This is a genomic window from Rhodococcus sp. (in: high G+C Gram-positive bacteria), from assembly GCF_049299235.1.
GTDB lineage: Bacteria > Actinomycetota > Actinomycetes > Mycobacteriales > Mycobacteriaceae > Rhodococcus.
This window is the reverse complement of record NZ_JBAQXC010000255.1, coordinates 1-12,504: the sequence shown is the minus strand read 5'-3', so window position 1 is coordinate 12,504 and position 12,504 is coordinate 1. Positions and strand designations below refer to the sequence as shown.

The window sequence follows — 12,504 nt, the reverse complement described above, 5'->3', positions numbered from 1 at the left end:
GAGCATGCCCGCGGCGGTCGCGCCGACCGCGACCCCGAACCCGGCGAGCCCTTCGGCTGCGGAGCCGGCGGCATTCTCGCGCAGCAGCAGAACCATGATCAGTGTGTTGATGCCGAAAACGATGCGGTGGGTCCCGATTCCGATCATGGCGATGGTGACGCCCGGGGCCTGCCAGACCGCGGTCGCGCCGGTCCGCAGTCCGTCGACAACGGATCGGAGTGCGGTGCGCGGGACTGCCCGATCCGGTCCCAGTCGGTGTTGCGCGAAGCCGCCCGCAGCGACCGCGGCAATGACCGAACCCGATGCGCCCAGTGCGACCGCGATTCCCGATCCGGTATCGCCTGCACCGATGATCCCGATGGTGCCCACCGCGACCGCGGCACCCGCGGCCGACACTCCCGATCCGGCGGTTGCGAGTACGGAATTGATTGGTACCAGCCAGGATTGAGGAACAGTATGGGGTAGCGATGCGGACACCCCGGCGAGTACGAACCGGCTCACACCGACGGCAGCGAGCGCCAGCAGCAGCAGGGTCGTCTCACCGCCTCCGGTGAGCAGGACCGCGGCAGCGGCGAGAATGAACGTGCCGCGCAGCATGTTGGCCCACAGCAGCACCAGGCGTCGATCCCAACGGTCGAGCAGCGCACCGGCGAAGGGGCCGACGACGGAGTACGGCAGCAGGAGTACCGCGAATCCGGCGGCGATGGCGGTCGGATCGGTATGGCGTTCGGGATTGAACAGGATCGCACCGCCGAGCGCACCCTGGAACAGTCCGTCGCCGAACTGGCTCGCGAATCGGACCGTGGTGAGCCTCGCGAGGTCCGGTGAATGACGCAGCGCCGTCACTGTGGATCGCCACGCCTGCCGCTTCGACTCCTGCACGATGTTCGACACTATCGCCACCCGCCCGGACGGGACGGTGCGGATACGGTGGAACGTCAGGCCGTCGTTGCGTGCTCGCGCCACCACCGCACGGTTTCGGCGGCGGCCACCGGGAGTGGGGTGGCCGTGATGCCAAGGGCTCGCTCGCTCCGCTCGGAATCCATGACGAACGGGTCGGTGAACTGATAGAGCATTTCCGTGAGTTCGCGCATGTCGCGGTTGACCAGGCCGCCTCCGCGCAGCACCCAGGACGGTATGGTGCCGACCTTCGGTTCCGGGATGCCCGCGGCGACGGCGAACGCGGCCACCATTTCGCGCTGGGTGACCGCGGGCGCGGTGGGGGCGTGCACGACCGTGTTCCACACGGCGGGGGTGTCTGCCGCGGCGATCATCGCGGCGGCAAGGTCCGGCACATAGGTGAACGAGTGCGGTACATCGGCCGCACCGAGTACGCGTGGGATGCCGCCGGCGAGGACCGTCGGGACCATGCGCTCACCGGCATGAGCGTTGAGCGCGCGCGGACCGAAATAGTCCGATGCGACGACGCTGACCGTCGGGGTGGTGTGCGCGGCCCGATCGGCGAGCAGTCGGGTGCGGATGCCGCGCTTGCCGCTGCGTGCGGTGCGCGGAGAGTCTTCTGCCATGACACGGTGCGGGTCGCTGTACGAATAGAGGCTTTCCGGGAAGACGACGACGGTCCCGGTCTTCCCTGCCGCGTCGAGAACTGCGCGCTCGGCCGCGGGGAGTTCGAGTTCCCAGGTCGCGGCGCGGTAGGCCGATCCGTGGATGCACATGTGGACGGCGGTGACGGTGTCGCCGCCGAACGCGGCGGTGAGGGCGTTGGGGTCGGAGACGTCGGCCGGGATCCGTTCGACGAGCGGGTGGTCGGGTCCGCTGCCGGAGCGGGTGAGCACGCGGACACGTTGTCCGCGGTCGGCGAGTTGCTCGGCCACGGTCCATCCGATCGGTCCTGCACCGCACACGATGTGGAGATTCGACATGGTGTCCTCGCTTCCTGATGCCAAAGAGTGAGCACTGCTCTCGTTAGGGCTCAGCGTGCGCCGGGCCATGCACATTGTCAAGAGCACTGCTCACACATGTGACTGATGTTCACATTTGTTGACAGTGTTCACACTCGGGGGCACGCTCGATGTCATGGCAACGACACCGCGCGCTCGCGCCCGGGCACAGACGATGGCCGACATCCTGCGCATCGGCCGCGAACACCTCGCCGTGGACGGGGCTGCCGCGTTGTCGCTCCGCGCCGTCGCACGCGACCTCGGTGTCGTGTCGTCCGCGGTCTACCGCTACGTCGCCAACCGTGACGAACTGCTCACCCTTCTCGTCGTCGATGCATATGAGGAACTCGGCAACGCGGTCGACAATGCTGTCGCCGTCGTCGACCCGCACGACGCCCCGGAACGCTTCCGCGCACTCGCCCGCGCGGTCCGGCGCTGGGGATTGCGCGAACCCGCACGCTATGCGTTGCTGTTCGGCAGTCCGGTGCCCGGTTACCGAGCTCCCGCCGAACGCACCACCGAACCGGGCATTCGGGTGGTGGTCCGTCTCGTCGAGATTCTCACCAGCGCATACGCGGACGGCGTACTGCGCTTGACCGCGGACGACATCCCCGACGCACTCCACACCGATCTCGTCCGGATTCGCGACGAAACCGGCACCGACCTTCCCGATGCGGCATTGGCCCGAGGCGTGTTGCTGTGGACGGCACTGTTCGGCGCGGTGAGTTTCGAAGTGTTCGGCCAGTACGGCGAGAACACGTTCGCAGCCCCCGACGATCTCTTCGAACACCACCTCGCGGTACTCACCGAAACGGCCGGACTCGCGACCGCACCGTCGAAATCGTGAGCCGAGCTTACGGGCGTCGGGATGGTGACAGTGGGATGATGTTCCGGTGGCGCAGCACCAGGACGAACCCGACGACCGAACGGCACCGGAAACGCCGCACGTGCGCGCCGGGAGTCTGCTGGTGTCGGGCATCGACCTGGCCGAACCCACCTTCCGACGCACCGTCGTCTACATCGTCGAACACAACGAATCGGGTAGTTTCGGCGTCGTGCTCAATCGGCTGAGCGACACCGCGGTCGGTGCGGTTCTGCCCCGGTGGGCGCCCTTGGCCACCGAACCGAAGGCCCTGTACGTCGGCGGTCCGGTGCGCCGCGATTCGGCGTTGTGCCTCGGCGCACTCCGGGCCGGGATCTCCGCCGACGATGTTCCGGGACTGCGCCGAGTGGACGGCCGTGTCGTCATGGTCGACCTCGACTCGGACCCGCAGGTCGTCGGTCCGCTCGTCGACGGCATCCGCGTCTTCGCGGGCTACGCCGGATGGAGCGCAGGCCAACTGAACGGGGAGTTGGCGAACAACGACTGGATGGTCTTGTCGGCATTGCCACAGGACCTGCTCGTTCCGGCCGGCCCGGACTTGTGGGCGCGAGTCCTGCGCCGACAACCGCTGCCGCTGGCGTTGCTCGCGACCCACCCCATCGAAGTCGAACGCAATTGATGCCGGTGTGCCTTTTGGGCTGCTGGCCGGGCCCAAAAGGCACACGGCATCAATGTGCGAAATGCTGTTCCGTCGAATGCTTCCCAGGTCCTCGGCTGCGAAGCTCGTCGCACACCTCCACGAGATCCTGGTGCAACATTCGGGCCAGATCGGCGCTGAATCCTTCGCGCACCACGATCCGAAGCACCGCGACATCCTCGGCGTTCGCGGGCATCGTGTAGGCCGGAACCTGCCACCCCCTGGCGCGCAGCTCGTGCGAGACGTCGAACACCGTGAACCCCGGATCGCCTGTCAGTTCGAACGACACGACCGGAATCGCGGTGCCGTCCGTGATCACGTGCATTCCCTCGATCTCGGCGATCTCGTGGGCGAGCCGGACCGCAGTCGACCGGAGTGTGCTCATCACCCGCTGAAAGCCGTTGTGCCCGAGCCGCAGGAAATTGTAGTACTGCCCGACAATCTGATTTCCGGGACGCGAGAAGTTCAGCGTGAACGTCGGCATGTCGCCACCGAGGTAGTTGACCCGAAACACCAGGTCTTCGGGTAGCGCATCGCGGTCGCGCCACACCACGAACCCGATACCCGGATAGGTCAGGCCGTATTTGTGTCCACTGACATTGATCGACGCGACGCGCGGCACCCGGAAGTCCCACTCGAGTTCGGGATGCAGGAACGGTACGACGAATCCGCCGCTGGCCGCATCCACATGCAGCGGTACGTCCGGTCCACCCGAGGCGGCTACCCCGTCGAGGACCGCTGCGATATCCGAAATCGGTTCCAGTTCACCGGTATACGTGGTACCGAGAATCGCGACAACACCGATAGTGTTGTTGTCCACTGCTTCTCGTACCTGATCCGGGGTGATCGAATAGCTACCATGCTCCATCGGCAGGTACTTCGGCTCCACGTCGAAGTACCTGCAGAACTTCTCCCACACGACCTGGACATTGCTTCCGAGAACGAGATTCGGACGTGAGGTGTCCAGTCCGGTCTCCTGGCGACGCTTCCGCCAGCGCCACTTGAGGGCGAGCCCCGCCAGCATCACCGCCTCGCTCGAGCCGATCGTCGATACGCCCGTCGCCGACGACGGATCGAACTCCGACAGTCCCGGCGCGTTGAACAGGTCCGCGACCATCGCCACGCAACGTTCTTCGATCGCCGCGGTCGACGGGTACTCGTCCTTGTCGATGAGGTTCTTGTCGAACGTTTCCGCCATGAGGAGGCCGGCCTGCGGCTCCATCCAGGTGGTCACGAATGTCGCGAGGTTGAGGCGGGAACTGCCGTCGAGCATCAATTCGTCGTGGATGAACCGGTACACCGCGTCCGCTTCCATCGACCCTTGCGGCAGTGTCGCCGCGGGAACCGGGTCGGTGTCGAGCCGGCTCGTGTATGCCGGGGCGAGCATTCCGTCAGGATGTGATCGCTTCCGATGACTCACGGGAACCTCCGGGGTCCGGTCGAGTGTCCTCCAAGGAAAACCGTGTTCCATTGAACCGGACCCTACGGCTCGACGGAGGCGAATCCGCGGTCGTCAGCTGGCGCGGTCGTCAGCTCGTGCGGCTGTCGGCGAGACTGTTGAGCGCCCCGGCCATCTCCTGCGCGCGGCTCGTGGTCACCGTGAACTCCTGGCCGCCTGCGGTCGTGAACACGAGCGCCGGACCCGTGATCGTCACCAGCCCGTACCGCCCGCGGCCCTTGGCCCGCAGACCCCACCCGCCCCAATCCTGGAACGGGCGCGTCTCGGTGACCTTCGCGCCGATCATCTCGTCGAGCTCGTACTCGATCGCGGTCATGCACAGGTTCCGGACGCGAATACCGGAGTCGTCGACCGTCACACGGAACCGCAGGAGACTCAGCACCAGTCCCCCGACGGGCAGGAAGACGGCAAGCGGCCACCAACTGTCTGCGGCCAGGCAGGCGAGCATTGCTGGACCGAGCACGACGAGCGCAAGCACGGCGGTCGTGCGGGCACCCGTCCCCACCTGGTCGACGATCGGAAGCTCGACACGGCCGCGCGGCAACTGGGCGTCCGGGGCGTCCGTCGCGGGTACCCGCTCCCGGAAGTCCCGCAGCGACGCCGCGCCCACGAAACCGACTGCGACACCAATCGCGATGCCGAGTCCGATCGACCACATCGGTAGCTGCGCCTGCGTTGCATCGGCCAGATCGAGCTGAGCGACGAGCATGGTCACGTGGATAGTCGCAAGCAATCCGGTGACACCCAGCCCCGTGACCAGCATGTATCGCCGCATCATCAGCATGGCCTGCGCGAGCGCCGCGATCGCGCTGCAGCCCCCACCCACCAGCAGGATGATCAGCGCGATCGTCCACGCGTTCGACATCGGTGAGGCGAATCCGTCCGGATTCGGCCCGGACCAGTGGGTCGCGATCTCGGCAGGCAGGCGGGGTTCCCACGCGATGGTGAGGAGCACCGCGGCGACGGCGGTGGCGATCGGAAGTGCGATACCGAACACGGCACCGGCGGGATCGATGAGGCGGCGGGTCGTCACGGCCCCAGCGTAGGGATCGCCGGACGATTCGCGAATACGACGCGGCGGCGAGGCGTCAGACGGTGGGTTCGCACGCGCCGCGCAGGCTGCACGCGCCGCAGGACGTGCCGCAGCCCTCGGTCTCGTCGGGCTTGGTGGCCGCGGCCACCCGTGCCGCGATGGAACCACCCGCTCCGGCGGTGGCGAGCGCCGCGACGATCGTGACGACGATCGCGATCACACCGGCGACGGTCGGCAGCGTCAGCGCGGCGACACCACCGGCGACGAGCAGCGCGGCGGCGCCGAGAATGCTGGGGGCCGCGACCTTGTTGGCCAGCGCGAACGTCTCGTCGTCGCGCAACGTGTCGGCGGTGCGGACACCGGCCCAGCGGTTGCGTCCGAGTCGCCCGGTGAGCCCGGCGACGGCGACGACACCGACAACGAGGGCCAGGACGAACAGCACTACCGCGACGATCAACACGGCGACCAGGATACCGCCCGGACACGGCCACCGGTCCGCGCGGGTCCGGCGACGCTCTACCCTGGTCGGAGGTAACAGAACGTCAGCCAAGTAGATAGCGACCGCCGTGACTCGTCCTGATCAGACTTCCACTCCGTCGTCCGACGCCACCCCGCAGCATCGGTACACCGCCGACCTCGCCGGGCGGATCGAGCAGCGCTGGCAGGAGCTGTGGCGGGAGCACGGCACGTTCGATGCGCCGAACCCGGTCGGACCGCTGGCCGGCGAGGTGCCCGCCGACAAGCTGTTCGTGCAGGACATGTTCCCGTACCCGTCGGGCGCCGGACTGCACGTCGGACATCCCCTCGGCTACATCGCCACCGATGTCTACGCGCGCTATCACCGGATGCTGGGCCACAACGTGCTGCACACGCTCGGCTACGACTCGTTCGGGCTGCCCGCCGAGCAGTACGCCGTGCAGACGGGCACGCATCCGCGGACCACGACCGAGTCGAACATCGCGAACATGAAGCGGCAGCTGCGCCGCCTGGGTCTCGGCCACGACGAACGGCGTGCCGTCGCGACCACCGACGTGGACTTCTACCACTGGACGCAGTGGATCTTTCTCACCATCTACAACGCGTGGTACGACCCGACGGCAGGCAAGGCACGCCGCATCGGTGAACTCGAGTCCGAACTCGAGTCCGGGGCGCGCACGCTCGACGACGGCCGCGATTGGGCTGCGCTCCCGGAGGCCGACAAACAGGCCGCCCTCGACGACTACCGCTTGGTGTACCAATCGAATTCGCTGGTGAACTGGTGCCCCGGTCTCGGCACCGTGCTCGCGAACGAGGAGGTCACCGCGGACGGCCGCTCCGAACGCGGCAACTTCCCGGTGTTCCGGAAGAACCTGCGGCAGTGGATGATGCGCATCACCGCGTACTCCGACCGCCTCATCGACGATCTCGAGTACCTGGACTGGCCCGACAAGGTCAAGACGATGCAGCGCAACTGGATCGGCCGCAGCCGCGGTGCTCAGGTGAAGTTCGCGGTCGACGGACACGACGCGAGCATCGAGGTCTTCACCACCCGGCCCGACACCCTCTTCGGTGCCAGCTACGTCACGCTCGCCCCCGAACATGCCCTGGTCGACGAGATCGTCGGTGACGCATGGCCGGAGGATGTCGACGAGCGCTGGACCGGCGGCGCCGCCACCCCGGCCGAGGCCGTCGCCGGCTATCGCGCGTCCATTGGCGCCAAGTCGGATCTGGAACGGCAGGAGAGCAAGGAGAAGACCGGCGTTTTCCTCGGCGCGTACGCGGTGAACCCGGTCAACGGTGAGAAGCTGCCGGTGTTCATCGCCGACTACGTGCTCACCGGATACGGCACCGGCGCGATCATGGCGGTGCCCGGCCACGACCCACGCGACTGGGAGTTCGCGACCGCGTTCGGTCTGCCCATCCGCGAGGTCATCTCCGGTGGTGACATCACCGCCGAGGCGTACACCGGCGACGGTGCCCTGGTGAACTCCGGCTACCTGGACGGCCTCGACGTCGCCGACGCGAAGAAGGTGGTCGTCGGGAAGCTCGAGGAGTCCGGTGCCGGAACCGGCACCATCCAGTACAAGCTCCGCGACTGGCTTTTCGCGCGGCAGCGCTACTGGGGTGAACCCTTCCCGATCGTGTACTCGGCGGACGGCCGCCCGCACGCCCTTCCGGAAACGATGCTGCCCGTGGAACTTCCGGATGTGAAGGATTACGCACCGGTGTCCTTCGATCCGAACGACGCCGATTCGGAGCCGTCGCCGCCGCTGGCGAAGGCCACCGAGTGGGTCGGCGTGGACCTGGATCTCGGTGACGGTCTGCAGCGTTACACCCGCGACACGAACGTGATGCCGCAGTGGGCGGGTAGCTCGTGGTACCAGCTTCGCTACATCGACCCGACCAACCAGGAAGAGTTCTGCGCCAAGGAGAACGAGGCGTACTGGACCGGTCCGCGGCCGGAGATCCACGGCCCGAACGATCCGGGAGGTGTGGACCTGTACGTCGGCGGTGTCGAACACGCGGTGCTGCACCTGCTGTACGCGCGGTTCTGGCACAAGGTGCTGTTCGACCTCGGCTATGTCACCTCGTCGGAGCCGTACCGTCGCCTGTTCAATCAGGGCTACATCCAGGCGTACGCCTACACCGACGCACGCGGTGTCTACGTGCCCGCCGACGAGGTCGTCGAGCGTGACGGCGTGTACTTCCACAACGGCGAGCAGGTCAATCGTGAATACGGGAAGATGGGCAAGTCCCTGAAGAATTCCGTTGCGCCGGATGAGATCTGCGAAGACTTCGGTGCCGACACACTGCGCGTGTACGAGATGTCGATGGGTCCGCTCGACCAGTCCCGCCCGTGGGCGACGAAGGACGTCGTCGGTGCCCACCGTTTCCTGCAGCGGGTGTGGCGTGTCGCCGTCGACGAGGAGACCGGTACGTTGCGTGTCACCGATGCCGACCCGGCGGAAGACACGCTGCGTGCCCTGAACCGGACCATCGAGGGTGTGTCCGACGACTACGCGCACCTGCGGGACAACACCGCGATCGCGAAGCTCATCGAATACACCAACCACCTCACCAAGACCTACCCGGACGGGGCACCGCGCGCCGCGGTCGAGCCGCTGGTGTCGATGCTCGCGCCGGTCGCACCGCACCTCGCGGAGGAGCTGTGGTCGAGGCTCGGGCACACCGAGTCGCTCGCGCACGGCCCGTTCCCGGTCGTCGACGAGAAGTGGCTCGTCGAGGACAGCGTCGAGTACCCGATCCAGGTCAACGGCAAGGTCCGCAGCCGCATCACGGTGCCGGCTGACGCGAAGCCCGACGTGATCGAGGCGGCTGCGCTGGCGGACGAGAAGATCGTGGAACTGCTTGCAGGCGCCGCGCCCCGCAAGGTGATCGTGGTGCCCGGCAAGATGGTGAACGTCGTCAAGTAGACGCACGGATGAGTGTGCAGTTGTTGTCGAAATCCGAGTGGATTCTCGACAACAACTGCGCACTCACGCTCGGATATTCCCGTTCACGAAGTCGACGACATCGCCGAGTACCTCGTCGCGGTTGGTCTCGTTGAAGATCTCGTGTCGCGCACCGGTATACACACCCGACCGGGCGTGCGCCCCGGAGTAGCCGGCCCAGCCCTGCACGGTGCCTTCGATCGGGACGAGACCGTCGTCGGAACCGTGCAGCCACAGCACCGGAACGGTGTCCACCGGCCCGGCGGCCGTGATGGTGTCGAGGCAGTTCTTCATTGCTTGGACCGTGGGCCGTTTGAACGGTCCGTGCCACACGAGTGGGTCGGCGACGTAGGCGCGCCCCACCTCTGGGTCGCGGGAGAGCGTGGCGGGGTCGATGGGGGTATCCGGGATTTCGTCGGCGGCGAGCAAGGCGTCGATCGCAGCCCAGGTGCCGAGCACCGGCGCGGACAGCACGACCGCGGCGAGGTCTGCGCCGTATCGCTGTGCATAGCGCGCGGCGATCATTCCGCCCATCGAATGTCCGATGAGCACGACGGGTAGGCCGGGATTCTCGCGGCGCGCGGTCGACTCGAGCAAACGGAAGTCGTCGACGACCTTCTCGAAGTCGTCGACGAGGACGCGCTCGCCGTCGCTGAGGCCGTGCCCGAGGTGATCGATCGCGTAGACGACGGCGCCGTCGGCGCCGAGTCGGGCCGCGACGTGGTCGTATCGTCCGGCGTGTTCGCCGTAGCCGTGGCACAGCAACGCGACGTAGCGCGGATTCTCGTGGGGCCAGCGGCGGCCGGCCAGGGTTCCGGCGTGTCCGTCGAGGGTGAACGCAGCCGTCTCGCTCATCGTGGCTCCTCTCGGTGGTGCTCGTGTGTCAGCCAAGCACTCCGCGCGCCACGGCGGAGCCGATTGGCCACGGGATCTGGCCTGTCGGACCGTATGGCACTAGTCTCCTGCTCTAGAACGTGTTCTATTTCGAGGAGGCATTCATGGCATCGACCACCGACGCGATCCGTACCACCGTCGAGAACTACATCAATTCGGTCGCGAAGGGCACGGCAGACGACGTGCTGGCCCTCTACGCGCCGGGTGCGACCGTGGAGGATCCGGTCGGCACCGAGCCGCGTACGACCGCCGAGTCGCTTCGTGAGTTCTACGGTGTCGTCGAACCGCTCACCCAGACGGCGGAACTGCTCACGATCAAGATCGCTGCGAACAACGCCGCGTTCCTGTTCCGCCTCACCACTCACCTCGGTGAGCAGGATCTCGTCATGGAGGTCATCGACGTCATGACGTTCGACGACGACGCGAAGATCACGTCGATGAAGGCGTACTGGAGTCAGGACGACATGGTTGCGGTGCCCGCGTCCTGATGCACAGCACCGTCGTCGAAGTCGATGGTTTCACGTGGAACATTGCCGAGAGTGACGGCGCGACCGGACCCGCGGTGGTCCTGTGCCACGGCTTCCCCGGCCTCGGATACAGCTACCGCCACCAGGTGACGGCGCTCGGGGCTGCCGGGTACCGCGCGATCGCGCCGGACATGCCGGGCTACGGCGGCACCGACCGGCCGGCCACGATCGACGAGTACACCAATCCCGCGGTTGCCGATCGGCTCGTCGGCCTGCGCGACGCACTCGGTATCGAGCAGGCCGTCCTGGTCGGACACGACTTCGGTGCGCCCGCGGCGTGGACTGTCGCGGAGCGTTATCGAAACCGTGTGGCCGGCCTCGTGCTGCTCGCCGTGCCGTACACACCGGACCGGTTGCCTGCGCGCCCGAGCGAGTTGTACGCGGCGACGGCCCGCAAGCACTTCCTGCACCTGCACTACTTTCAGGAGCCGGGGGTCGCCGAACGCGAACTCGACGCGCGACCGCGCGAGTTTCTGCAGCGCCTGTTCCACGCATTGTCCGGCGGCTACCGGTATCTCGATATCTGGCAGCATCCGTCGAACGGAAACGGCTACCTCGACGTCCTGCCCGATGCACCGGGTCTGCCGTGGGACTGGCTGAGCGAGGCCGAACTCGACCACTACGCGACGGTGTTCGCGCGCACCGGTTTCGGCGGGGGACTGTCCTGGTACCGGGCCTACGATGCCAACTGGGAGGCATCGGCGACGAGCGGTGCTGCGCAACTCGATGTTCCGACGCTCTTCGTCGCCGGCGCGAACGATCCCGTCATCGCGATGTCCGGGCCCCGTGCCCTCGAGCGGATGAGGCAGACCGTCCCGGACCTGCGCGGCGTGCATCTGCTCGACGGGGCGGGACATTTTGTCCAGATGGAACGGGCAAGTCGGGTCAACGATCTGCTCGTCGGTTTCGTCGCGGACGTGTCCGCGACGTAGCCGCCCGGACCTGAATCACCCGAATCCACGAATCCGCCAACCCGACTCGTGGCCCGTCCTACTATGTGCGGGTGACCACCGATGCCGCCGCACGCGGATTCGGAACGGTACTCGTGCTGACCGCGATCGTGGTGAGTGGATGTTCGTCGGGTGGTTCCGCGCGAACCGACCCGGTACGACTCGACGTCGCGACCGCACAGGACCAGTACCCCTGGACCGGACTACTGCTTCCGGCCCAGGTTCCGGTTGTGGTGCCCGCCCCCGCTGATTCGGACGTCGGAGGTACCGGCGATCCGGTCGCGGTTACGGAGGACGGACCTGCCGCGGTCGCGGGCGATCGCACCGCGCTGTACGGCGGCAGCCTCGACCGCGAACTGTGTGATCGGCAGGAACTCGTCGATACTCTCGAGCAGGATCCGGTGAAGATCGAGGCCTGGCTCGGTGTCCTGAAGGTCACCGATGCGCGCAACTACGTGCGCGACCTCACCCCGGTGCTGCTGCGTGCGGACACCCGCGTCACCGCGCACGAGTACCGCAGCGGCAACGTCGTCCCGGTCCAAGCCGTGCTCGAATCGGGCACCGTCGTACTGGTCGACGACCGCGGAACCCCGAAGGTGCGCTGTGCGCGCGGTACGCCACTGACGGCCCCCGTCCTCACGCCTGCCCCGGACCTGACCGGTGACGGTTGGGCCGGGCTGGATCCGCAGCGGCTGTTCGTCGTGCAACCTGCTGCGTCCGCGGTACCGCAGTTGACGGTTGTCGACGTCTCGACCGGAGCGCTGCTTCCGGTGCCGATCGGGGCGGGTC

The 12,504-nt window shown here is 67.1% G+C and carries 12 protein-coding genes; 6 read left to right on the top strand and 6 right to left on the bottom strand.

The features are described 5' to 3' along the window. Positions 1–882 (bottom strand): hypothetical protein (locus WAX14_RS15215; RefSeq protein WP_422628891.1); only part of this gene is annotated, 882 nt, incomplete at its 3' end. A gap of 56 nt (positions 883–938) precedes the next feature. Beyond that, positions 939–1,883: an NAD-dependent epimerase/dehydratase family protein gene (locus WAX14_RS15210; protein WP_422628890.1), complete on the bottom strand. Its 945-nt coding sequence runs from the start codon at positions 1,881–1,883 to the stop codon at positions 939–941. 154 nt (positions 1,884–2,037) lie between these two features. Here WAX14_RS15210 and WAX14_RS15205 point away from each other — a divergent pair, with 154 nt between their 5' ends. Beyond that, the gene (locus tag WAX14_RS15205; protein WP_422628889.1) at positions 2,038–2,748 is read left to right on the top strand and encodes a TetR/AcrR family transcriptional regulator; all 711 of its coding nucleotides are present in this window, start codon (positions 2,038–2,040) and stop codon (positions 2,746–2,748) included. A gap of 46 nt (positions 2,749–2,794) precedes the next feature. Then, on the top strand, positions 2,795–3,403 hold the full coding sequence (locus WAX14_RS15200; protein ID WP_422628888.1) for a YqgE/AlgH family protein: 609 nt from the start codon (positions 2,795–2,797) through the stop codon (positions 3,401–3,403). Positions 3,404–3,452: 49 nt separating this feature from the next. On the opposite strand, the gene WAX14_RS15195 is transcribed toward WAX14_RS15200, so the two are convergent. From WAX14_RS15195 to WAX14_RS15185, 3 genes are all read right to left on the bottom strand, one after another. Continuing rightward, the gene (locus WAX14_RS15195; protein WP_422628887.1) at positions 3,453–4,808 is read right to left on the bottom strand and encodes a glutamate decarboxylase; all 1,356 of its coding nucleotides are present in this window, start codon (positions 4,806–4,808) and stop codon (positions 3,453–3,455) included. Positions 4,809–4,950: 142 nt separating this feature from the next. Continuing rightward, positions 4,951–5,913, bottom strand: coding sequence for a DUF1648 domain-containing protein (locus WAX14_RS15190; RefSeq protein WP_422628886.1), 963 nt, complete (start codon positions 5,911–5,913; stop codon positions 4,951–4,953). Between the two features lie 55 nt (positions 5,914–5,968). Beyond that, positions 5,969–6,373: an SdpI family protein gene (locus WAX14_RS15185; protein ID WP_422628885.1), complete on the bottom strand. Its 405-nt coding sequence runs from the start codon at positions 6,371–6,373 to the stop codon at positions 5,969–5,971. 106 nt (positions 6,374–6,479) lie between these two features. Here WAX14_RS15185 and leuS point away from each other — a divergent pair, with 106 nt between their 5' ends. Then, on the top strand, positions 6,480–9,326 hold the full coding sequence (leuS, locus tag WAX14_RS15180; protein WP_422628884.1) for a leucine--tRNA ligase: 2,847 nt from the start codon (positions 6,480–6,482) through the stop codon (positions 9,324–9,326). Positions 9,327–9,389: 63 nt separating this feature from the next. Here the strand turns inward: leuS and WAX14_RS15175 are convergent, their stop codons facing one another. Further along, complete coding sequence (locus WAX14_RS15175; protein ID WP_422628883.1) at positions 9,390–10,199, bottom strand: alpha/beta hydrolase; 810 nt, start codon at positions 10,197–10,199, stop codon at positions 9,390–9,392. A gap of 143 nt (positions 10,200–10,342) precedes the next feature. Between WAX14_RS15175 and WAX14_RS15170 the strand changes: the two genes are divergently transcribed. From WAX14_RS15170 to WAX14_RS15160, 3 genes are all read left to right on the top strand, one after another. Further along, positions 10,343–10,726 carry a nuclear transport factor 2 family protein gene (locus WAX14_RS15170; RefSeq protein ID WP_422628882.1) on the top strand — a complete coding sequence of 128 codons (384 nt, stop codon included), beginning with the start codon at positions 10,343–10,345 and terminating at the stop codon, positions 10,724–10,726. Next, complete coding sequence (locus WAX14_RS15165; RefSeq protein ID WP_422628881.1) at positions 10,726–11,697, top strand: alpha/beta fold hydrolase; 972 nt, start codon at positions 10,726–10,728, stop codon at positions 11,695–11,697. The genes WAX14_RS15170 and WAX14_RS15165 overlap by 1 nt, the downstream gene beginning before the upstream one ends. A 71-nt stretch (positions 11,698–11,768) precedes the next feature. Continuing rightward, positions 11,769–12,504, top strand: a 736-nt coding sequence (locus tag WAX14_RS15160; RefSeq protein ID WP_422628880.1) for a DUF6777 domain-containing protein, incomplete at its 3' end; no start/stop codon positions are given.

Coding starts and splice junctions, on each gene's coding strand:
- WAX14_RS15210 (WP_422628890.1), bottom strand. CDS start 1,883: ATGTCGAATCTCCACATCGTGTGCGGTGCAGGACCGATCGGATGGACC.
- WAX14_RS15205 (WP_422628889.1), top strand. CDS start 2,038: ATGGCAACGACACCGCGCGCTCGCGCCCGGGCACAGACGATGGCCGAC.
- WAX14_RS15195 (WP_422628887.1), bottom strand. CDS start 4,808: ATGCTCGCCCCGGCATACACGAGCCGGCTCGACACCGACCCGGTTCCC.
- WAX14_RS15175 (WP_422628883.1), bottom strand. CDS start 10,199: ATGAGCGAGACGGCTGCGTTCACCCTCGACGGACACGCCGGAACCCTG.
- WAX14_RS15170 (WP_422628882.1), top strand. CDS start 10,343: ATGGCATCGACCACCGACGCGATCCGTACCACCGTCGAGAACTACATC.
- WAX14_RS15165 (WP_422628881.1), top strand. CDS start 10,726: ATGCACAGCACCGTCGTCGAAGTCGATGGTTTCACGTGGAACATTGCC.